Source organism: Halobacillus sp. AWM4_238, assembly GCF_056158265.1.
This window is the reverse complement of the sequence record NZ_JBSWSY010000002.1, coordinates 3,856,219-3,878,727: the sequence shown is the minus strand read 5'-3', so window position 1 is coordinate 3,878,727 and position 22,509 is coordinate 3,856,219. Positions and strand designations below refer to the sequence as shown.

At 42.3% G+C, this 22,509-nt stretch carries 21 protein-coding genes; 9 read left to right on the top strand and 12 right to left on the bottom strand.

Annotated elements, in window-relative coordinates:
- The first annotated feature begins 981 nt into the window (after nucleotides 1–981).
- Complete coding sequence (gene bshB2 / locus ACXACN_RS19265) at nucleotides 982–1,668, top strand: bacillithiol biosynthesis deacetylase BshB2 (protein ID WP_474966652.1); 687 nt, start codon at nucleotides 982–984, stop codon at nucleotides 1,666–1,668.
- Nucleotides 1,669–1,826: 158 nt separating this feature from the next.
- Entirely contained in the window at nucleotides 1,827–2,576 is a 750-nt protein-coding gene (locus ACXACN_RS19260) for a FixH family protein (protein ID WP_474966650.1), read from the top strand.
- Nucleotides 2,577–2,699: 123 nt separating this feature from the next.
- Here the strand turns inward: ACXACN_RS19260 and typA are convergent, their stop codons facing one another.
- On the bottom strand, nucleotides 2,700–4,541 hold the full coding sequence (typA, locus tag ACXACN_RS19255) for a translational GTPase TypA (protein WP_474966649.1): 1,842 nt from the start codon (nucleotides 4,539–4,541) through the stop codon (nucleotides 2,700–2,702).
- A 320-nt stretch (nucleotides 4,542–4,861) separates the two neighbouring features.
- Between typA and ACXACN_RS19250 the strand changes: the two genes are divergently transcribed.
- On the top strand, nucleotides 4,862–5,803 hold the full coding sequence (locus ACXACN_RS19250) for an RluA family pseudouridine synthase (protein WP_474966647.1): 942 nt from the start codon (nucleotides 4,862–4,864) through the stop codon (nucleotides 5,801–5,803).
- Nucleotides 5,804–5,835: 32 nt separating this feature from the next.
- On the opposite strand, the gene ACXACN_RS19245 is transcribed toward ACXACN_RS19250, so the two are convergent.
- Nucleotides 5,836–6,135 carry a 4a-hydroxytetrahydrobiopterin dehydratase gene (locus ACXACN_RS19245; RefSeq protein ID WP_474966646.1) on the bottom strand — a complete coding sequence of 100 codons (300 nt, stop codon included), beginning with the start codon at nucleotides 6,133–6,135 and terminating at the stop codon, nucleotides 5,836–5,838.
- Nucleotides 6,136–6,154: 19 nt separating this feature from the next.
- The gene (locus ACXACN_RS19240; protein WP_474966645.1) at nucleotides 6,155–7,927 is read right to left on the bottom strand and encodes a M3 family oligoendopeptidase; all 1,773 of its coding nucleotides are present in this window, start codon (nucleotides 7,925–7,927) and stop codon (nucleotides 6,155–6,157) included.
- Nucleotides 7,928–8,768: 841 nt separating this feature from the next.
- On the opposite strand from ACXACN_RS19240, the gene ACXACN_RS19235 reads away from it, so the two are divergent.
- Both ACXACN_RS19235 and ACXACN_RS19230 read left to right on the top strand, forming a co-directional pair.
- A complete protein-coding gene (locus tag ACXACN_RS19235; protein ID WP_474966924.1) occupies nucleotides 8,769–9,695 on the top strand; it encodes a TIGR03571 family LLM class oxidoreductase in 927 nt (308 codons plus the stop codon).
- A 16-nt stretch (nucleotides 9,696–9,711) separates the two neighbouring features.
- The gene (locus ACXACN_RS19230; protein WP_474966643.1) at nucleotides 9,712–10,413 is read left to right on the top strand and encodes a DUF5694 domain-containing protein; all 702 of its coding nucleotides are present in this window, start codon (nucleotides 9,712–9,714) and stop codon (nucleotides 10,411–10,413) included.
- Between the two features lie 60 nt (nucleotides 10,414–10,473).
- Here the strand turns inward: ACXACN_RS19230 and ACXACN_RS19225 are convergent, their stop codons facing one another.
- Nucleotides 10,474–12,099 carry a BCCT family transporter gene (locus ACXACN_RS19225; protein WP_474966642.1) on the bottom strand — a complete coding sequence of 542 codons (1,626 nt, stop codon included), beginning with the start codon at nucleotides 12,097–12,099 and terminating at the stop codon, nucleotides 10,474–10,476.
- Nucleotides 12,100–12,354: 255 nt separating this feature from the next.
- On the opposite strand from ACXACN_RS19225, the gene ACXACN_RS19220 reads away from it, so the two are divergent.
- Nucleotides 12,355–12,627, top strand: a complete 273-nt coding sequence (locus ACXACN_RS19220; RefSeq protein ID WP_474966641.1) for a hypothetical protein — start codon at nucleotides 12,355–12,357, stop codon at nucleotides 12,625–12,627.
- Between the two features lie 3 nt (nucleotides 12,628–12,630).
- Here the strand turns inward: ACXACN_RS19220 and ACXACN_RS19215 are convergent, their stop codons facing one another.
- The 3 genes from ACXACN_RS19215 to ACXACN_RS19205 all read right to left on the bottom strand — a co-directional run bounded on the left by ACXACN_RS19215 (nucleotide 12,631) and on the right by ACXACN_RS19205 (nucleotide 15,542).
- The gene (locus ACXACN_RS19215; protein WP_474966639.1) at nucleotides 12,631–12,885 is read right to left on the bottom strand and encodes a hypothetical protein; all 255 of its coding nucleotides are present in this window, start codon (nucleotides 12,883–12,885) and stop codon (nucleotides 12,631–12,633) included.
- A gap of 671 nt (nucleotides 12,886–13,556) precedes the next feature.
- Nucleotides 13,557–13,979 (bottom strand): hypothetical protein, encoded by a 423-nt coding sequence (locus tag ACXACN_RS19210; RefSeq protein WP_474966638.1) that lies wholly within the window; start codon nucleotides 13,977–13,979, stop codon nucleotides 13,557–13,559.
- 135 nt (nucleotides 13,980–14,114) lie between these two features.
- The gene (locus ACXACN_RS19205; RefSeq protein ID WP_474966637.1) at nucleotides 14,115–15,542 is read right to left on the bottom strand and encodes an aldehyde dehydrogenase family protein; all 1,428 of its coding nucleotides are present in this window, start codon (nucleotides 15,540–15,542) and stop codon (nucleotides 14,115–14,117) included.
- A 147-nt stretch (nucleotides 15,543–15,689) separates the two neighbouring features.
- Between ACXACN_RS19205 and purU the strand changes: the two genes are divergently transcribed.
- Both purU and ACXACN_RS19195 read left to right on the top strand, forming a co-directional pair.
- Entirely contained in the window at nucleotides 15,690–16,586 is an 897-nt protein-coding gene (gene purU, locus ACXACN_RS19200; RefSeq protein ID WP_474966635.1) for a formyltetrahydrofolate deformylase, read from the top strand.
- Between the two features lie 132 nt (nucleotides 16,587–16,718).
- Nucleotides 16,719–17,213, top strand: coding sequence for a L,D-transpeptidase family protein (locus ACXACN_RS19195; RefSeq protein WP_474966633.1), 495 nt, complete (start codon nucleotides 16,719–16,721; stop codon nucleotides 17,211–17,213).
- A gap of 41 nt (nucleotides 17,214–17,254) precedes the next feature.
- On the opposite strand, the gene ACXACN_RS19190 is transcribed toward ACXACN_RS19195, so the two are convergent.
- From ACXACN_RS19190 to mbcS, 3 genes are all read right to left on the bottom strand, one after another.
- Nucleotides 17,255–17,911, bottom strand: coding sequence for a reverse transcriptase-like protein (locus ACXACN_RS19190; protein WP_474966632.1), 657 nt, complete (start codon nucleotides 17,909–17,911; stop codon nucleotides 17,255–17,257).
- A 68-nt stretch (nucleotides 17,912–17,979) separates the two neighbouring features.
- Nucleotides 17,980–18,408, bottom strand: coding sequence for a GNAT family N-acetyltransferase (locus tag ACXACN_RS19185; RefSeq protein WP_474966630.1), 429 nt, complete (start codon nucleotides 18,406–18,408; stop codon nucleotides 17,980–17,982).
- 91 nt (nucleotides 18,409–18,499) lie between these two features.
- Nucleotides 18,500–20,074: an acyl-CoA synthetase MbcS gene (gene mbcS / locus ACXACN_RS19180; protein ID WP_474966629.1), complete on the bottom strand. Its 1,575-nt coding sequence runs from the start codon at nucleotides 20,072–20,074 to the stop codon at nucleotides 18,500–18,502.
- A 425-nt stretch (nucleotides 20,075–20,499) separates the two neighbouring features.
- On the opposite strand from mbcS, the gene ACXACN_RS19175 reads away from it, so the two are divergent.
- Nucleotides 20,500–20,718 carry a hypothetical protein gene (locus ACXACN_RS19175; protein ID WP_474966628.1) on the top strand — a complete coding sequence of 73 codons (219 nt, stop codon included), beginning with the start codon at nucleotides 20,500–20,502 and terminating at the stop codon, nucleotides 20,716–20,718.
- 9 nt (nucleotides 20,719–20,727) lie between these two features.
- On the opposite strand, the gene ACXACN_RS19170 is transcribed toward ACXACN_RS19175, so the two are convergent.
- Complete coding sequence (locus tag ACXACN_RS19170) at nucleotides 20,728–21,477, bottom strand: GntR family transcriptional regulator (RefSeq protein ID WP_474966626.1); 750 nt, start codon at nucleotides 21,475–21,477, stop codon at nucleotides 20,728–20,730.
- Nucleotides 21,452–22,300: a YitT family protein gene (locus ACXACN_RS19165; protein WP_474966624.1), complete on the bottom strand. Its 849-nt coding sequence runs from the start codon at nucleotides 22,298–22,300 to the stop codon at nucleotides 21,452–21,454. Before ACXACN_RS19165 ends, ACXACN_RS19170 begins: the two co-directional genes overlap by 26 nt.
- Nucleotides 22,301–22,509: the final 209 nt, after the last annotated feature.

The window sequence follows — 22,509 nt, the reverse complement described above, 5'->3', positions numbered from 1 at the left end:
TACTGTCAACTACTGAAAATGTTATTCAAAAGATGGATATCCATTGAATCTGTTCTGGCAGCCAATGATCGTTTCATAATTCCTAAGGCATTCTCATTATCTTCTTTAAACTCAAAAGCTTCCCCATCTTCCGGTACCCACCTCACGCCATATACTTGTTATTAAAGTATATGGCAGGATTCTGTAAGACTTGATTTCGAGACTTCTGTGCTGTGGGTAGGGGCTGCGGGGAATGACTCGCTTTCCGCGGGAGCGCGGTGACGCTTCTCGGACTGCGTCCTGTGGGGTCTCACCATGCACTTTTTTCCTCTTAGATATCCGTTTCCAGCGCCTAGCGGCTAGTGAGACTTCCCTCGCTTCTGTACGATATGTCAACATCGAATCACTACGTTCTTCGTGTGTTTCCTTTATCTCCGCCAGCTCAGTCCAGTCCATACGCCGCTGACCAAAGCACCTCCACACTTAAGTTAGGAGTCTCGCCATTCCCCTTTGCCATGGAAGCTTCTAGAAATCACTTCTGGAACAAATCAGCTTGAATGACTGAGGATGAATCATATAACCTCTCCACAGCAGACATTCAAAATTTATAAACTTGATGCAGAGCACTTTATTCCTGCCTGAGGAATGGAAGTGGGAGACACTCCCTCTAGGTATAGGGGTTCGTTTCTCCTTACTATGAAAGGGGTGGTTGGGAAGCTGCGAGACTCCCGCGGGAATGGATTGGCTGGCGAGACCCCACAGGACGAAGTCCGAGGAGGCTTGCCGTCATCCCCGCAGGAAAGCGAGTTGCTTCCCAACCACCCCTGACGCCCAACACGGCAAACGAACCCCGGTTATCTCGAAACTGAGTCTTCAAGAATAGGGAGCGATTGGTGAATGATTATAGGGTGATCGTAGCAAGCTTATAAACAAATGACTTTTCATTTTTTCTGATTTAAGCAATAATGAAGGTTAGTGATCCTCTTGAAGGAGTGAAAGAAAATGATCGAACAAGAAAAACATGTACTCGTTATTTTCCCGCATCCCGATGATGAAGCTTTCGGAGTTTCGGGGACAATTACATCTTATATAAAACAAGGAACCCCACTTACCTATGCCTGCTTAACGCTAGGAGAGATGGGACGCAATCTCGGAAAACCGACCTTCGCGACAAGAGAATCCCTGCCTGAAATCAGAAGGAAGGAATTGATTAAAGCTACGGAAGAGATGGGCATTGAAGACCTTCGTATGATGGGGCTGAGGGATAAAACGCTTGAATTTGAAGATGATGGTGAAATGAAGGAAATGGTCCGTCAGTTAGTTGATGAACTGCAACCATCTTTAGTCATTAGCTTTTATCCTGGATTTGCCGTCCACCCTGACCATGAAGCAACGGCACGCGCCGTTGTGCGGGCTTTAAGGGAAATAGATGAAAAAGACCGCCCGAAATTTCACGCGGTAGCTTTTGCCAATGATACAGAAGAAAAGCTCGGCCAACCGGATGTCATCAATGACATCCGCTCTGTTCAAAATGAAAAATTGGCAGCCATGCGCGCCCATATTTCTCAAACCGCAAGAATGCTTGAGATGCTTGAAGAAGGCATTAAAGTCAATGATCCGGAAGCGTTAAAATGGGTAACGGACGAACGCTTTTATACGTATGATTGGAAAAACGACGTTGTCGAATAGAGGGAAGCTTTAATAAGCTCCCCTCTATTTTTTTATCATCCGCAGGGATTGTCACAGGATAGTCTAAAATCAGGCAAGATTGTCAAAGCTTTAGATGATATTCTAATTATAGGTGTCGACTATGAAAGACTCCAATACACAGAAAAAGGAGATGCCTTATGAAAAAAGTATTTATAACCCTCATTATGTTATTAGTGATGAGTGCTTGTGGAGAGACCAATAACGAGCAGGATTCATCAACAGCGGAGGAAACGAACAAGGCGGCTGAAGTTCCTGAAGTCGAAGTGAAATTCGAGCATGAACCACTCCCCGTGAATAAAGAAACGACAATTCAAGCATTGGTTACCCAGGGGGGTGAACCCGTCCCGGATGCAGAGTATGTGAAATTTGAAATATGGGCCAGTGAAGATGGACAGGATGCATCTGAAACGATGAAAGCCAAACATACAAAAGATGGTGTCTACACCCTCCCCTACACTTTTGAAAAAGAAGGCACGTATCAGGTCATTGCTCATACTCAGGTAGATGACCTCCATACAATGCCTCAAAAAGAGGTGGCCGTTGGACAGCAAGCAGAACCTAGTGGGCATAAACATGATGATATAGATGGAAAGTTCATGGTCCACTTAATGACAGAGCAAACGTTTAAAGCGGGAGAACCATCCATGCTGACAGCACATGTCAACCATATGGAAGAACCTTTTTCTGAAGCGCTTGTACGGTTCGAAATAAGTTCAGAGCAAATGGAGAAACACATGTTCATCGATGCTGAAGAAAAGGAACTTGGAGAGTACACTGCTACTTACACATTCCCTGAATCCGGGTCCTATACCATCAACATTCATTACGAGAAACCAGCAGAGGACATCCATGGACACCAAGTAGAGACGATCGAAGTTGTCCAATAAACGATAAAATTGAATGGATGTTGCTTTTTCGACTCTGCAGCATCTCAAGGAATCCTATGATTCCAGAAGTAAAAAACAAAAGAAAGCCCGCGGCAAATGGATGCCGCGGGCTTTCTTTTTTCATTATACTTCAGTGTTTTGAAGTTTCTTCTTCTTCGCCATTTTTTCACGTTCGTTCTTATTCAAGTACTTCTTACGAAGACGAACATTTTCAGGTGTTACTTCGCAATATTCATCATCATCAAGATACTCAATAGCTTCTTCAAGAGTCATTTGGCGAGTTTTCTTAATCGTATTTGTGGTATCTTTGTTCGCTGAACGGATATTAGTCAGATGTTTTTCTTTCGTGATGTTGACAGTAAGATCGTTTTCGCGGTTATGCTCCCCAACGATCATTCCTTCGTACACTTCTGTACCAGGTTCAACGAAAATTGTTCCACGGTCTTCCAGGTTCATAATACCGTAAGTGGATGCTTTCCCTTTATCAAGGGATACTAGAACACCTTCACGACGGCCGCCGACTTGACCTTTTACAAGTGGAGCATAGCCATCAAAAGTATGGTTCAAGATTCCATATCCACGTGTTTGTGTCATAAACTCTGTGGAATAACCAATTAGACCACGAGATGGTACTAGGAACTCAAGACGCACTTGACCATTTCCATCGTTGACCATGTCCTGCATTTCACCTTTACGGTAACCAATGGATTCCATAACCGCACCTTGGTATTCTGCAGGTGTATCAATTTGAACGCGTTCTACCGGTTCACACGTCTGTCCGTCAATTTCTTTCAAGATTACCTTCGGTTTGGAAAGTTGTAGCTCATACCCTTCACGACGCATGTTTTCCACCAGAATGGAAAGGTGAAGTTCACCACGTCCTGAAACCGTAAAGGCATCCGGAGAATCTGTAGGATCGACACGCAAGCTGACATCTGTCTCAAGCTGTGTCATCAATCGCTCTTCGATTTGACGAGACGTTACATATTTCCCTTCTCGACCAGCGAATGGACTGTTGTTGACAAGGAATGTCATTTGTAGTGTCGGTTCGTCAATACGAGGGATTTCCATCGCATTTTGGTGTTCAGGGAGACAGACCGTTTCACCCACGTTAATATCTTCCAATCCAGCTAGGGCGATAATATCTCCTGCTTTTGCTTCTTCAATTTCAACACGTTTCAAACCGATGAAACCGAACAACTTGGAAACACGGAAGTTCTTCACAGATCCATCTTTCTTCATTAAGGATACTTGCTGTCCAACTTTAATTGATCCATTGAAGACACGTCCGACTCCGATACGACCAAGATAATCATTGTAATCCAGCAACGTCACCTGGAATTGCAATGGGTTTTCTTTCGTATCGACTGGGGCTGGAATGTTGTTCATGATCAATTTGAAAATTGGATCCATTGTTTCTTGCTGATCTTCTGGTTCATCTCCAGAAGTACCGTTCAACGCAGAAGCATAGACCACTGGGAATTCCAACTGCTCATCATCAGCGCCAAGCTCGATAAACAGGTCTAGAACTTCATCGACAACCTCATCCGGGCGGGCATTCGGGCGGTCGATTTTATTCAATACGACAACTGGTGTCAATTTTTGTTCCAATGCTTTCTTCAAAACAAATCGAGTTTGTGGCATACAGCCTTCATAAGCATCAACGACAAGCAGTACACCATCAACCATCTTAAGAATACGTTCAACTTCCCCACCAAAGTCTGCGTGACCAGGGGTATCTAAAATATTTATACGCGCATCATTGTAGTTGATGGCGGTATTTTTTGCTAGAATCGTAATTCCGCGTTCTTTTTCCAAATCATTAGAGTCCATTGCGCGCTCATCGACATGCTCGTTATCACGGAAAGTTCCGGAATAGTGAAGCATTTGGTCGACCAACGTTGTTTTTCCGTGGTCAACGTGCGCGATGATCGCTATATTACGAATATCATCTCTGTGTTGCATGAAGCACACACCTCTTTCGTATCACAAATTATTCAACCCTTCTATTATAACATAGTTCTATTCCCATAGATACCAGCTTTACACATCATTAACATAGGAAGCCAAAGATCATCTTCTTCCATGACCAGCTGCAACCGATGTTTCACTCATTGATTCCAAACCTGACCCTCCATCTATTCCCATGTGTACCAGGTACACAATGATAAGGTGATTGCGTAAACGGTACAGGAAAGAGTAAAATAAAGGGCAGTTCGTACCTGGTACCAATATGCGCGATAAATGCACCAGGTATTCAGTATTTTAGGAAATTAGGTGTAGAAATGAAGACGAAACGTATGGGGGATTGGCTTGAGGTCATCATCCCTGATCAATGGGACGGACTTACAATAGAAAAGATTTTGAAGAAAGAATGGAATGTGCCAAGGAAATTGATGCATAGTTTCCGTTCCAACAGAGAAGTGTCGTTAAACAATGAAAATCCACACTGGAAGACGGCTAAAGTCAAAAGTGGCGATCTTTTACGTGTCCGGCTTTTCCGACCGCAACCACTTGAAGTGACCCCAACTTATATGGATATTGATATCGTTTACGAAGATGACCATATGCTTGTCGTCAACAAACCAGCCGGTGTGTTCACACATCCGAATACACCACACGAACATGACACTCTGGTGAATGGAGTGGCCTTTTACTTCCAAATGAATGGGATTGAATCCACCCCTAAATATGTCCACCGCCTCGACCGTGATACTTCAGGAGCAATTCTATTCGCCAAACATGACCTTGCTATTGCGATGCTGGGAAAAGAGCTGCAGGAACGGAAAATTAAGCGGACATATTTGGCCTGGGCACACGGAAAGTTGAAGCCACGTCGTGGAAAAATTGAACAGCCGATCGGCAAAGACCGCCATCATCCAGTAAGAAGAAGAGTCTCTCAGGGTGGTCAGCATGCCGAAACTCATTACGAAGTTCTCACATACGATTCAATCCACGATGCTTCCCTCGTAAAATTACAGTTACAAACCGGAAGAACCCACCAAATCCGGGTCCATCTCAGTCATATCGGACACCCTCTCATAGGCGACGAAATGTACGGTGGAAAAGGAAGCATTGATTATAAACAAGCCCTACATGCGGCAAGACTTACGTTGGTACACCCTTTTACAGAAGAGGAAATTCAGTGCCTGGCCATGCCTGCAAAAGACTCCCCATTATTTACAGATGAGCAGGTAAAGGCGTTAGACCAATCACCTTCAACATAAGAAAAGCCGCTCCTGAACAGAGCGGCTTTTCTTCATTTGATTGAATCATAAAGTTCGTCATATCTCTCAGCACAGGAAAGGTCTAGTTCGGTGAGTCCCTTCGCATTCCAAGAGGTCAGCTTAAGTGTAACCATTTTATAATCGATACTAATGAAAGGGTGATGTTGAATATCTTCCGAATACTCAGCAACATGATTGACGAACTGTACGCCTGTGAGAAATTCTTGAAACCGATACCGCTTAACAATGAACTTTTCATCGGTAAGTTTCCAACCGTTCAACTGTGAGACCCGATGCTCTTTTTCTTCTTCCGGAATCAGCTTTTCTGCCATCATAAACTCCTCCTTAAGATCAAACCAAATCCATGAATGACTCTAGGTCAGAAAGACACAACTCCAATGCATGCATCCAGAAATCTTTCTTTTCTAAATCTACATCCAAATGTTTCTTTGCAAGCTCCTCTACCGTCATTTTCCCTGTATCCTGAAGCAAGGAAATATATTGGTCTTCAAACGCAGGCCCCACTTCAAGGGCTTTGGCATAGATCCCCATGCTGAAGAGATAACCAAAGGTGTATGGGAAGTTATAAAAAGGGACATCCGTGATGTGGAAATGCAACTTGGAAGCCCAGAATGTCGGATCGTACTCGTCTAACGTTTGGACGTAGGCTTCTTGTTGAGCCTCTGTCATCAACTCGTTCAGCCTTTCCGGTGAAACGACTCCTTCCTTGCGCTCTTCATAAAAACGCGTTTCAAACAAGAATCTTGCATGAATGTTCATGAAGAAAGCAACACTACGCTGGACTTTATCCTCCAATAACACAACTTTTTCCGCCTCTGTAGCCGCTTCTTTAACTGCTGCATCTGCAACAATCATTTCAGCAAATGTCGATGCCGTTTCAGCAACATTCATGGCATACCCCTGATTCATCACGGGTAACTGATCCATGACATGCTGATGGTAGGCGTGACCAAGTTCATGAGCCAGAGTTGCTACACTGGACGGACTACCAGAGTACGTCATGAAAATTCTCGTTTCCCCGCTGTCCGGGAAGCTTGTACAAAATCCACCCGGTTGTTTTCCAGGACGATCCTCTGCTTCAATCCAATTCTTTTCAAAGGCCATTTCAGCAAAGTCCGCCATTTTGGGACTGAACTTCCTGAACTGCTGAATGATGAATTCCGCGCCTTCTTGAAAGCTCTTTTTCTGGTCAGCCTCTCCTATTGGAGCTTCTACATCATAAAAACTCAATTGTTCAAGCCCCAACATTTCGGCTTTCTTTTTCATATAGGGAACGTATTGCTTTTTATAATCTGTAATGCTCTCCCACATAGCTTCCAGTGTTTTGTTGCTCATTCGATTGTAATCGAGTGGTTCTTTTAAAACATTCTCCCAATTACGGTGTTTATAGGTTTGCAGCCTGAAACCTGACAAGTGATTCAATGTCTCTGTAAATAGATCTGAAGCCTCTCCCCATGTTTCTTGCAGTTTATCAAACGCCTCTTTCCTCACCGAACGCTCAGGGTTATCCAATTGATTAGATGCTTGTCCCACGGATAACTCTTCCCCATTCATCTCGATGGATAACTTCGCAACAAGAGCATCATACATCTGCCCCCACGCATGATAACCGTCCACGCCCAAGTCATTAATGAGAGATTCTTTTCCTACTTCTAATTTGTCCTTAGCAAGACGACGTCTCTCATTCAAAACAAAGGAAATCTCTTTGAAAGGGGCTTGATTCATTATGGATTTCCAAACATCATCATCCACCTGGACAAAAACCTGGTCCATTTTGGTTAGGGCATTCCCCAGACGCGCACCCAGTTCACTTCTTTTCGATAACCACATACTTGCTTTTTTATCAGTAACGTCTTGTGCATTTAAACAACTCACAAAGGCGCTGAATTCACTTAATCGTTTCATCACTACTTGCACAACTTCTACGATCTTATTAAGTTCTTCCGTTTGGTCTGTATTTTTTGGAGGCATAAACGTATGAATGGATGCTTCTAAGTCATCCATCAGACTTTCCGTCTGCCTAACATAATCTTTCAACTCTTCTGAATGGCTACCTCCTTGAAAAATAACATCTAAATCCCAAGTCGTGCTGTATGTTCCCATTCAAACTTCCCCTCTCGTCTATGTAGATTCTTCCATCAAGCACCATTTCTATTATATCAGAATTTTCTAACCTTCTCTCCTATCGTCTTGTTATCCTTTTTTCCCGGATTTTGTCATATTTGGTTGAAATGTTTTTGATATGTTATTGTAATATAAATGAAACCTTTCTGACTATTCAATCGTATTACTAAGTAGAATGTTCAAAACTTGTCCGCTCTGTTCTTAAGACCAGTCATTTGAAAGGGGATACCAAACATGAAAAAAAGAATTCAATACGATGCCACCGAAATCGCAAGTGTAGCAGGAGGATCAGCTTTTCTTACCTTCCTTCTCTATCTAACCATCTACATCATATAATAACGCCAAAAGCTCCCTCTCTAAGGGAGCTTTTATCATTTATCCTTTCTTCATATAAGCTTGTTTATCTTGAAGACTCAGTTTCGAGACTTTTGTTGAGTGGATAGGGGCTGCGGGGAATAGCTCGCCACTCCCCCACAGGAAAGTGTTCAAATGCGGAATCGCCCTGGTAGACACGACTGGCATAAGCAGAACAGCAACGGAATGTGCTTTTCATTCTTTTGCTGTTCTGCTTATGAAGCGAGTGTCTGGGCGATCCAGCTAGACGAGTAGCTTCCTAGCCACCCCTGACTCCTCACATGGCAAACGAACCCCGAACGATCTCGAATCCGAGTGTTCTACAATCCTTTCCATATAGTTGAATATCCTTACTTCTTTAACCTTTTTGGTTAGTTTTCTGAAGGAGTTCTCATTATAATAGAAAATAGTCGATTACAATGAAGGAGGATTCCTTTTGTTTCAAGACCACCGTGGCTATCAGCAGATGCTGCAACCAGACCAAATCTCATTCGGTTTAACCATACCTATTGAAAATTACGACCAAGCCCCTCCAGAGATGAAGAATCAAGTTCAAATGGCTCAACTAGCTGAAGATTTGAATTTTCATTGTCTTTGGTTCCAGGACGTTCTTTTAGAAGATCCTACGTTTGAAGATCCCGCGACAGGCCAGATCTTTGACAGCTTGATTTACCTGACGTACTTGGCGGCTCATACAAAGAAAATCAACCTGGGGACAGCAGCTCTTGTTATGCCGCTCCGTCACCCTTTAAGGACAGCAAAAGAATTGGCAAGTATTGAAAAACTTTTCCCTGAAAGACTAATGTTCGGAATTTCATCAGGGGATCGACGGAAGGACTTCGAAGGGCTGAATATTCCAATTATGGAGCGTAGTGAATGGTTCAGGGAAGCCTTCCATTTATTTAATGAAGCAATTTACAATGAATTCCCTGAGGTCCACTCCTCTTTTGGTACGATGAATCGATCAAACATTGTGCCAAAGCCTGAAAAACGAATCCCCACTTTTATGACAGGCTATTGCCAACAGACGTTGGATTGGGTTGCTGAACATGGAGATGGATGGATGTTTTATCCCCAACGACCAGCTCAACAGAAAGAAACCATTTCTCAGTTCAGAGAGAAAGTGAAGCAGTACCATGGTGAAGAAGCGTTTCGTCCCTTCTTTATGCCCCTTCCATTGCAACTCCAAGAAGACCCAGATGCTCCTGTAGAAAAAATACCAGCTGGATATAAAGTGGGGAGAAATGGACTGATGGATTTGATTGAACAGTATCGTTCCATCGGCGTTAATCATTTGATGTTTGGATTATCCAAAAACCAGAGACCTGTGAAGGAAATTGTGCAGGAGCTTGGAGAAGAAGTCCTCCCTTCATTCAAAATAAATCAATCATAAAGGAGGAGCTATCGCTTTGACCAAACCAAAAATTTTACTTGTAGGAACTTTTCATATGGCCATGAATCCCGAAATGGTCAACGATCAACAAATGGAAATCCAGGAGGTTGTTCACTCCCTGAAAGATTTCAATCCAACTAAAATAGCCGTGGAAAAACCCTTCCTCATTGAAGAAGAACTGGACCGTAAATACAACGCTTTTAAGGATGATACGCTTACGCCAACTTACGATGAAATCGAACAAATTGCTTTTCGTCTTGCTAATGAGTTGGACTTACCGTCTATTTATCCTGTCGATGAAGTAGTAGACATGTCAAGGCCTTCTTTAGACCAGGTCTTTCAATGGGCGAAAGAACATCAAGAGTCTTTGTTTAAAGAAATTATGGAAGTACAAAAAAGCCTCAAGACAATGGAAGACAATGAAACAATAAAAACCATCTTACGCTACATTAATGATCCAGATTATGTAAAAGAACTCCAAAGAGTCTATATGAAACTCTCACGTGTCGGGGACAGGCAGCACCAAGTCGGGGTTGAATGGCTGAAACAGTGGTATCATCGTGATCTGGCGATTGCTGCAAACATCGCAAGAATATCTGAAGAAGATGACCGCATCCTCGTTCTTATTGGAGGGGATCACCTGCACCTGCTCCATCAATGCTTAACAGATAGCGGAGATTATGAAGTTCTCTCTGCCCCATCCTATCTACCCCTTTAATCTTTTTTCAAATAAAAACGAAAAAGAGGTTTCCCTAACTTTAGGGAAACCTCTTTTTTATTAATCCTGATCAGGTTTATCTTCGAGTGCTTCAAGAGCCGAGCGTTTTTTCTTCTTCTTACGGTTTTTCCAACGTCTAATGTGAATCGTACTCGGTTCATAATCATCCGATTCACGTATGTCCGTGTTGGAAGCCTTCATGAATGACCATGCAAGCAGGAACATAATGCCTAACAGTGGAAATCCACCAACGATACTTGCTGTCTGCAAAGTTCCCAACCCTCCGAGGAACATAAGCGCAAGAGGCATCAAGCACAATGCGAAGGCCCAGAACAAACGGTTCCAACGCAAAGGCTCTCCTTCTACGTTCTTCTGTACAACAGAAGCCAGGATGTAAGAAGAAGAATCGAAAGTCGTTGCAAGGAAAATAATCGCAAGAACGGTAAAGATCAATACCATGAACTTCGCTAACGGAAGCTGATTGATGATTTCAACAATGGTCGCAGGGGCACCATTCGCATCCATGAATGCGATCGCATCGAATTGCCCAGTCAACTGCATGTACAATCCGAAGTTCCCCATAATTCCGAAGAAGAGGATACAACCGAGCGTACCGTAAACCATCGTTCCAAGCACCATTTGACGGATGGTTCGACCTCTGGAAATACGTGCCACAAACAACCCGACGAATGGAGCATAAACAAGCCACCAAGCCCAATAGAATATTGTCCAATACTCAGGGAAGCTGGTCTTTTCAAATTGCCCTAAGTTTCCAAATGGCTCCATCCATGTCGCCATAACGAAGAAATTATCTGCTAATATTCCCAACGCGTTGAAAGTTGTTTCACTAATGAAGCGCGTCGGTCCAAAGATGAAGATAAAGGCAAGTAGGAAGATCGACAACCACAAGTTCACATCACTAAGTACTTTGATTCCTCGTTTCAGTCCTGAATACGAGCTGATTGCAAAGATCAATGTACAAAGTAACATAATGCCTGCTTTAAGCCCTAACGTTACAGGGATACCAGTCAAACTGTTAACCCCTTGCGCAATCATCGGTGTACCAAGGGCAAGTGTCGTTCCTGCTCCACCTAAAAGTCCAAACATGAATAACACATCAATGATGTTTCCAAGAGGACCGTCTACCGAATCACCTAAAACAGGACGGACAGCCTCACTGACCTTAAGTACAGGTTTTTTTCGAACATAGTAAAAGTAAGCGATTGGGAGAGCCGGCAGTGTATAAATGGCCCAGGCGATCGGTCCCCAGTGGAACATTCCATATGCGGATGCCCATTGGATCGCTTCTTTCGAACCAGCTTCTACGCCAAACGGAGGGCCCTGGTAATAATACGCCCATTCAATAACCGCCCAATAAAGGATACTGGAACCAATTCCGGCAGCAAACAACATGGCTGCCCAGGAGAACGTATTAAATTCTGGCTTTTCACCTTCGTCACCCAGTTTAATCGATCCGTTTTTGCTAAAAGCAACATATACAAGGAAAGCGAAAATAACGAAGCCCATAATCATATAAAGGACACCAAAGTTTTCCGTCATGAACGTATTCGCTTGGGATACAACCTCTTTACCCGCTTCCGGGAAGATGATCAGTGGTAACGTGACACCGAGCAGCAACACGAGAGCGCCGATAAACGTTGGCCAATCAATTAATTTTGTTTTCAAATGACATACATCCTTTCTACTTCTTCATTCTTTAGTTTGTTCTGCAAGAGGCAAATCATTCAATGTTGCGGAGCTATGTACCGGAGAGAAACACGAGCATCATTGTAACAAAGTGTATAGACAGAGGCAAATGGACTTGTATGTTCTATACCCTATCTAGGGAAAAAGTAACGGACTTTTTCGAAATTTGACAAATTAGAACAAAAAGCGGAAAGTAAAAAGTAGGAAAAATCGTTGAAATGAGGTGGGAATCTCTTGTCTGAACAGAAGAAAAAGTGGGATGATCATCTCGATCCTTTATATCTCCCACTCTTCACAGCCATTCCAGTGGAAGGATGGCTTACACTCAAACCCCCTCCTTTTTCGGGGGTGGAAACGTCATTGTTTATTATCGGAGTGCTTTTTTTAGTTTTCGCAGGGTCTGTTGAAACAAACAGTGAGGAAGGAAAGCACAAAGCTTTCGGTTACATTTATTTAGTGGCCGCGCTGCTTTTCGGAAGCATCGGGTTATTCAAATGGCTCGCTTGATTTTTATATAAAAAACAACCAGGGGAGAATCATTGGAATCAATATAATAATCGTCACAATTAACCAGGCACTAGGATTTTCACTGGTCAGTTGCTTGCGGTAAGACATTCCCCATGCTAAAAATAACAGAGCCGTCATCACAATACTTCGTAAATGGAATTCCCCATCTTTATTGTTCATGAAAATATATACGGCACCCTCGGCTACAATTAAGATGCCGACGAGAATATTAAAAATATGAGTAAACCATTTATTCATGATCACAGACCTCCTTTGCATCCTCTTTTATCTTTATCCTTTCCAAGTATATTACAACCTCATCCATAAAGAAACGAACAAAACCCTCCCTTATCCAACTCCCCTCCACCTTAACTATCTCCTTTCATTTAACAATATGGCAGGATTGTTGAAGACTCAGTATCGAGATGTTTCAGGGTTCGTTGCTGAATTGAGTGTTAGGGGTGGTTGGGAAGCCACTCGCTTTCCTGTGGGGGAGTGGCTTCCCAACCACCCCATTCGATATTGTGAGAAACGAACCCACCTACACAAATGGAGCATTTTCCATTAACACTGCTTCCAGTAAAAAAGCGCTTCATAGCAAGCGTTAAAGAACAGAGGACTGCTTGTTTATAGTTGGATTCACGAACTTCCATTACGCTGGACAGCTGCTTATTCTGGAAGTAGTTTCGAGATACTTATATGGCAAAAGGGCGGAGGGGAATGGCGAGACTCCTGCGGGAAAAAAGTGCAGGGTGAGACCCCACAGGACGCAGTCCGAGGAGGCTCACCGCGCTCCCGCGGAAAGCGAGTCATTCCCCGCAGCCCCCTTCCACTCAACAAAAGTCTCGAAACTGAGTCTTCAAAAATAGGGAGCTATCGTTGAAGATTGAAAAATAAAGAAAACCAGTTGGAATGGGAGTTCCAACTGGTTAAAGAGTGTCGATTAATCCTTTTAAATCCTGAGTCAATTCATACATCGTGCCACTTTCACGAAGGATTTCCCAATAACCTTCGTAGAAATATACTTCCAATAAAGTCTCTCCTTCACAAGAGAGTTTCAGCGCTCCTTCTACTTCTGATGTTGCAGCCGGTTTCTGTACAGGTGGACTGTTTTTCATTTCTTCCAAAAACTTGCGGACTGGCTTTTCCTGGTCCAGTTTGTATGCTTTTCTTTCTGATTCTAAATCGTAGTAAGTAATCGTGACCGGCCGTTCATATTCACTCCAATGATAGGGAGTAATATCATCTTGACTGAACGCGATAGGGTTGAAAAAATACCTTTGATCGACGTATATGTATGCAAAAAACACGACAAGTATAAGCCCTCCAAAAATGATTCCCTTTTTTCCCATTCCTCCACCTCTTCGCATGTCCATTCGACTTCATTTACACTTAATACGAACGAAAAGGTGGTAAGGTTTCATTTTTTTAAAAATTTCCTTTTATTACCAAAAGAAAAAGACGGAGCAATCTCCGCCTTTTCACTCTTATCTTTTTGGATAGCCTAAAACTGTTTTTACTTCTAAATATTCTTCAATCCCATAATCGCCCCATTCTCTACCTATTCCTGATTGCTTATATCCACCGAATGGTGCGGCAAAGTCCGCTTCTGCATCATTGACCTTAACTCGTCCCGCTCGGATGCTTGAGGCAACTTTTGCTAGTGTCTGTTCATCTTCACCGAAAACGTAACCAGCCAATCCGTATTTAGTGTCGTTGGAAATTTCAATGGCTTCTTCGATCGTGTCATAAGTGATTAGGCAGGTGACGGGGCCAAAGATTTCTTCTTGTGCGATTACCATATCGTTACTCACATTTGTGAATACCGTAGGTTTAGCATAGTAACCTTTCTCTAATCCTTCAGGCTTCCCAGTACCTCCTGCAAGTAGCGTGGCTCCTTCCTGCTGACCTTTTTCTATATACGATTGAACCGTGTCCCATTGTTTTTGTGACACCAAAGGACCCACATGATTGTCTTCTTGAGGATCACCTACAGGAAATTCAGGAAGTACTTTTTTAATAGCCTCTTCAAATGAATCTTTCATAGAGGAAGGCACCAAGACTCTTGTTGCAGCTGAACAAACTTGACCACTGTTGGTTGCGATGTGATTGATCGCAGCTTTAGCAGCTTCCTCGACGTCAGCATCTTCAAGTATGACAAGTGGTGATTTACCTCCAAGTTCTAATGCAACGTTAGCAATACGTTCAGATGCATTTTGCATGATTTTCTGTCCGACAGCACCAGAACCAGTGAAAGATACAAAATCGATATCAGGGTGGGAACTGATGCCATTACCAATAACAGAGCCGGATCCATTCACTAAGTTAAACGCTCCCTTAGGTACGCCGACCTTATCAAAGATTTCGGTTAAAATAATGGCAGCAAACGGTGTCAATTCTGCCGGCTTGGCGATAACAGGACTACCCGCTGCAAAAGCACTGGCAATTTTCGTAGATATTTGGTTGGTCGGAAAATTCCATGGAGTGATTAAGCCACTAACTCCCACCGAGTCCTTCATAACCGTATGGCCACCCCGGTCTTCAATAAATGAAAAATCTCTTAACGATTCTGCTGCTTGTGAAAAATGATTATACCCCATCATATAATGGACCTTTTCTGAGACAGATTTGGGTGAGCCCAACTCTTCTGTAATCGTCTCAATAATCTCATCTTTACGATTTTCATATTCAGCAGCTATGCTTTCCAGCAGTTTGATTCTCTCTTCTTTAGATGTCTGAGAGAAAGACGGAAAAGCATCCCTGGCTGCCTGGACCGCTTTATTCAAATCCTCTTCCGTACCCAGACTAATCGTACCGATGACTTCTTCTGTTGCAGGGTTAATGACATCTTCTGTTTCATTGCCTGTAGATTCTACCCATTCGCCGTTTATATAGTGCTTCAAATAGTTACGCATTTTCATTTCTCCTTTATAAAAAGAAAATTTCATTTCCTCGTTACAGAAGAATGTATCCGTATTTTCCCATTCCAAAACATGACTGTGCTTTCCAAACGTCTTTGACTCGACTATAATGAGTAGAACAAAAAGGAAGGATGAGTGTTGATGACTTCGACCAACCAACAAATTCAACATTACTTAAACAAGAATGAGGATAAAGCCCGTTTGCTCGTCAGTTGTCCAGATCAACCAGGAATCGTTTCCAGCATCTCAACATTCCTATACGAACACGGGGCAAATATTGTGGAATCAAATCAATTCACAACCGATCATGAAGAAGGAACCTTCTTTCTCCGGATCGTATTTTCTTCAGAAAATATGAAATCAAAGGAAGACACTATGAGAGCAGATTTTCATGCTCTTGCCGAACAATTCGAGATGACGTGGCGTATGACTTTCCTCCATGAATTGAAACGCACGGCTATTTTTGTATCGAAAGAACTTCATTGTTTACGTGAGCTTTTATATGAATGGGAAAGCGGCGATCTTGTAACCGCCATTCCTCTGGTTATCAGCAACCATGAATCAGCGAGAGATATTGTTGAGTCTTTTGGTATCCCCTTTTATTACATTCCGGCAAATAAAGATATCCGGGAAGAAGTAGAAGAGAAACAGTTGAATTTATTAGAAGAATACAATATTGATTTAATCATCTTAGCCAGGTACATGCAGATCCTAACCCCTAAGTTTGTAGACAGCCATCCATCTAAGATCATTAATATCCACCATTCCTTCTTGCCTGCATTTATTGGCGCTAATCCGCATAAACGTGCCTACAAACGTGGGGTGAAGTTGATTGGTGCCACCTCGCATTATGTGACAGATGATCTTGATGAAGGACCAATTATTGAACAAGACGTGATTAGAGTCGACCATAGGAACAGTGTGAACGATTTAAAGAAAAAGGGCAGATTGATTGAACGAAGTGTCCTGAATAGAGCCGTCAAATGGGCTCTTGAGGATCGTGTGATTGTTCATAAAAATAAAACCATCGTTTTATAACAAATTACTAACCACTAACAAATCAAGGACCTGACTCATGGTGTCAGGTCCTTTTAAGTGATTATAATGGATGAGCAATTCTCCTGTTTTCCCACATAAAATGATATAACCCCATTCAACGAGGTGACAGGAATGATCCATTATGTAAAACCAGGTGAAACATTAGCTCAAATATCAAGAGATTATCGTACGCCTTTGAGGGATATCCTGGCTGCAAACCAAATTGCAAACCCAAATATGATTTTTCCAGGTCAACCATTCAATATCCCAGGATTTCCAAACCCGGATACCAATCCGTATAGAATAAATGTATCCACATCGCAACGTCATTTACGTTTGTATAAAAATGGCTCGTTGCAAAAAGAGTATCCTATAGCGGTAGGACGCATGCTCTCAGCTACACCTGTTGGGAACTTTTTCATCATCAACAAAGCACCAAACCCTGGAGGTCCATACGGAACCATGTGGATGAGTTTATCCAAGCAGCATTATGGGATCCACGGTACCAACGACCCTTCTTCAATTGGAAAAGCTGTTTCCAAAGGATGCATACGCATGTATAACAAAGATGTAGAAGAATTAGCAAAGATCATCCCTTTAGGTACACCAGTATCTATTCAAGCGTAAAAGTTAAAAAAGACGATGGAACCCCCATCGTCTTTGAGCATTTAATCAAGCTCTGCTCGACTTGTTACTTCCACTCCTTTTAAAGCTTGTGTCGCAAGTCTGTCTGCTTCTCCATTATCTTTTCTCGAAATCACTTCAAAACTAGGCGTAATCCCCATTTGCTTAACCTTTTCTTCAATTCGATCCGCCCAATTATTCAGATCCTCTTCCATTGTGGGCCACTCATCATTCATTTGATTGATTACAACTTGTGAATCTCCTACAAACCGAACAGGAATGTGATGCACCCCCATGAAGTCCAATTCCTGGACAGCTAAATGTAAGGCGGCATACTCCGCTTCATTATTCGAATTCAACTCATCGATGAGCGCATTCATTCGAAAACGCATGGATTTGCCACTCTGACTATAATAAATAACGCAACCCAGCCCTGCCTTACGTTCCTTAATTTCGTAGCCGCCATCAAAATAGACCGTGATATCGTGTGGCTCGGTTTCAAGATTATCCAAGTATTTCTGTAAATCCTTCCGCTTCCATGTCGTATCGTATTCATCGATGAAGGCAACGGACTTGGCACGTCCTGTCTTTTCCAGATCTTCTGTAATTAACAATGCCTGCCCGATCGTCATCTCTTCTGATTTAAAAAAAGCTTCCGTTTTTTTCGGCGTTTTATATGTAACTTCCAGTCTGATTTTCACCTAATATCCGCCCTCCTTATCCCTGTTTGCTGTACGTATGTATTATAGTCTGATCATAATTGGAGATTTTAATCGAGCCGCTTATAAAATCCTGTTGCCTTTCCCTCGAAGCCAAAAGAATGGTAAATCTCATGGGCTTTCCTTCTTTCCTCTCTATTTCCACTATTCAATACCATCGTTTTCGCCCCTCGATCAACCGCCCACTCCTCGGCTTTTTGCATGAGCATTTTCCCTATCCCGTTTCCCTGCTCGAATTTATGTACCACGAATGCAATGACCCTTACGTGCGGGTCATCTGTATGATAGGCTTCGTTGTAAGTCATCCCGATCATGCCCAGCACCTCGTTATTCCCCTCATAGACGAAGGTTTGGTAATGCTCTTGGGATAGGATGCTCTTCAATCTATGGTTCATCTGCTCTTTATTTGAGGGGTAACCAAGTTCCTTCATTAAAGGAATGAGTCCTTCTGCATCCCCAAGCTTTACATCCCGTATCATCTCTTCCCCTCCTCGTTTCTTTCACATAATTTTCCTTTAAATCATAACAAACCCGAAGGCCAATCTCGACCTTCAGGTTTGGGTGAATCTTCTATTTCATGACATTTTCTTTTTGACGAAGTTCAACTCTTCGTATTTTTCCAGAAGTCGTCTTCGGCAGCTCTTGTATGAATTCCACTTTTCTTGGGTACTTGTAAGGAGCCGTCAATTCCTTCACATGATTTTGGAGATCAGAAACCAAATCATCGTTTTCTTCATACCCTTTTTGAAGAACAATGTAGGCCTTTACAACGTTTCCCCGAACTTCATCCGGACTTGCGACAACGGCACATTCTTGGACAGCCTCATGCTTGACTAGTGCATCTTCCACTTCGAACGGTCCTATGGTATAGCCGGAACTAATGATAATATCGTCACTTCTTCCTTCAAACCAAAAGTAACCCTCTTCATCCTTTTTCGCCTGGTCGCCAGTCACATAGTAGTTGCCTCGACGAGACATCTTCGTGCGTTCTGGATCTTTATAATACTCTTTGAACAAAGCAGGAGTATCTAAGTGAACGGCAATGTCACCTACCTCTCCTGCCTCTACAGGTGTCCCCATTTCATCAATGATTTCAACCTGATTCCCAGGCGTTGGACGTCCCATTGACCCTGGGCGGACCTCCATATCTTTCATAATTCCAACGAGTAGAGTATTTTCTGTCTGACCATAACCATCTCTTACCGTTACATCATAATGTTTTTGGAACGTGTCAATGACTTCGCGATTTAAAGGCTCTCCTGCAGATACAGCGCTGTGTAATCCCTCTAATTTATAGTCAGATAAATTATCTACTTTAGCCATCAAACGATATTCTGTCGGTGTACAGCAGAGAACATTTACATCATGTTTATCCATCAAGCTTAAATACTTCTTGGGGTCGAATTTCCCTTGATAGATCAACCCTTCGGCCCCAGTTCCCAGCACGGATAGGAAAGGACTCCATATCCACTTCTGCCATCCTGGTCCAGCTGTTGCCCAAACCGTATCCCCATCTTGTATGGCCAGCCACTTATCAGCAGCCGTCTTCAAATGCGCATACCCCCATCCATGTGTATGCACAACACCTTTCGGATTACCTGTTGTTCCAGATGTATAAGAAAGGAACGCCATATCCTCTCTTGAAGTATCTGCAAGACCTAGCTCCTCGCTTTGGTCCTCCATGAGAGAGTCAAGATCACGCCAATTTTCTTTAACACCACCTACAGAAAAAGTAATGAGTTCATCGAATTCGTTCACACCATGGAATTGGTCTGTATAAGGATAATAGCTGATGACACCTCTTACTTCGCCATGCGATATTCGATATTGTAAATCCTTTGTCCTCAACATTTCAGAACTTGGGATCACGACAAGACCTACTTTAAGAGCAGCTATATACACTTGGTACGCTTCAATCAAACGTGGAATCATGACAAGTACTTTATCCCCTTGTTTAAATCCCTGCTCCAGGAAAGCGTTTCCAATTTTGTTCGCGTTTTGCATTAACGTTTCATATGTAACTTCTTTCTGGTCTCCTTCTTCGTTCAACCATAACAAAGCTTTTCTTCCCGATTCTTTCGCGTACTTCTCCATTTCAGAAACGACATTGTATCTTTCAGGAGCGATCAATTCTTCTCTTTTCATATAGCGGCCTCCTTTTTAATGAGCGACTGTTCAGTTTGTCCATTCTATTATAGCAATTTTTCTTAATATTTCAAATAATGAATCATAAAAATAATCCGACAACACTATCTCCCGATTGTGGAAGATTCAGTTTGGAGACGTTTGTTTAGGATGGGGTGCTACGGGGAATAGCTCGCTTTCCGCAGGAGCACTGTGAGACCCCGGAAGGCGCAGCCAGAGGAGGCTCACCGCCCGCCCAGAAAAGCGAACCGTTTCCCGGAACCCCCTTGAACCTTCACAAACATCTCGAAAATCGAGTCTTCAAAGATCTGCCTAATAGTTGAATGATGTAGGGTTAGTGTTAAAGATGGAGCATACAATGTAATTGACAAATTATTTCGACTTTTCATATAATGTGTATAAGTATATTCAGGGAGTGATCAGTAGTGGAAGCTCGCCCTGTCCGTAAACAGCTTGGACTTAGCATGTACCAATTGTTTTTTATATCAACCATCATGGTTATCGCGTTTTTACCTGTATCCATGATCACGAAAAATTTCAATTATACGCTCGCTTCTTTGGTCACAGTCATTGTTATTAATGTCAGTATCTTACTTAAAACGTTACGCCATCAAAGAAAAAGAGCCTTTAGATCCGGACTGTAGTAATCTGGATCAAAGGCTCTTTTTCTTTTCTTCTTTCATATTTCTGCTTTTACCAATCGACATATAATTCAAGCTTTCTTCCATATGCTCATCGATCAGTTGAAGCAAGCGTGGGAAATTTTTATTCCTTAATGCTTCAAGTAAAAGTTCATGTTCTCTAAATCGCTGCTTCTCGTACAGGTCTTCATCTACAAACACATCATACAACATAAGATATACATTGATTTGATTGAGGATCCGTTCAGTAAAGTCAATCAAAAACGTATTCTTTGTTTTTAATGCAAGGGTCATATGAAATTGCTTGTTCACATCAAGGTACTCTAATATATCTCGATTTGCGTAGGTTTTTCTTTCATGTTCGATCCATTCTTGCAAGTGAATGAAATCTTCTTCATTCATTTGGTCATAGATTTGTTCAAGCGTCATTTTCTCTAAATGACGCCTCATATCAAAGGCTTGTCTTATTTCTTCAAGTGTAGGTTCAACCACAAAAGCCCCACGATTAGAATAAATTTTGACTAACCCTTCCTGTTCCAGCTTTTTCATAGCATTTCGAATCGGGGTGCGTGACACTTGTAATTCTTTCCCGATCATGTTTTCTACAAGCTGGGTGCCTGGTGGTAGATGACGAAACAAAATGTTGTTCTTCAAGTATTCATAGACGTCGTCCGTCCTGGATTGACGCTCATTGATCGTATCTGTAAACGTGCGGTTCTGGATGTTATCCCACCTTTTATGCCAAGCGTTTAAAGTTTTCACCAAGAATCTCGTTCATGGAGTGCACCGTAATGAAAGCTTGTTCATCAATAGCTGTCATATATTTTTTCAAACGCGTATAGTCTTTGCGGCTTAAGATTGTTGTGATGACCTCTTTGTCTTCCTGATTGAACGCACCTTTCGCCTGATGGATGGTAGCCCCTCGGCCAAGCTGGTTGACAATAAAGTACCGGACTTGCTCACTCTCACGACTGATAATGACGATCTCTTTATTGTCTTCAAACTGTTGCAGCATGTAGTCAATAACAAGACCATTTAAAATCACACCGAAAAACGCGTACATTCCTACGGTTGGTCCGAAAAGGAAAATAGATGAGGTTGCAATCGCAATATCAGAGAATAAGACCCCTTTTCCGACTTCAATAGAAAAGAATTTATTCAGGATCATAGCTAGAATATCTGTTCCGCCGGTAGAGGCTCCCTGATGGAAAACAAGCGCCATTCCGGATGCTGCGATAATCTGACCAATAATTAATTGAATCAGAAGATCATTACTTAAAGGCTCCTGCATCGGGAAAAATGCTTCCAGTCCCCAAACCATAAAGGACAGAGCAAAACTCGCATAAATCGTCTTGATACCAAATTGAAAACCTAAGAATATTAAACCGACAACGAAGAGTATGACGTTCAAGATGATCATAATCATACCTAGTGAAAGATCAGGTATGATTTTATTGAGCACAATTGAAGCACCACTTACTCCTCCTGTGGCAAGATCGTTTGGTGATAAGAAAAAATGGACGTTGATGGCTACCCCGAGCGCACCTAAGTTCATCAACAGAAAGGACCATACTTTTTTCAGCATCAGAAAGCCTCCTTTTTATGTGGAAATAAGTTAGAATTTGTCGAACGAAAATTGTAGTACAATCGGGATTATAGATCCCATAAGTACGTTTGTAAACAGCTTTTTATGTAAAAATATATATTATTTTTTGTAAGCGATTGAACGTAGAAAATTCTAATAATTACTAGTGGTGATTGGATTTAATTTTCAAAATAGGATGAACTCTGTCA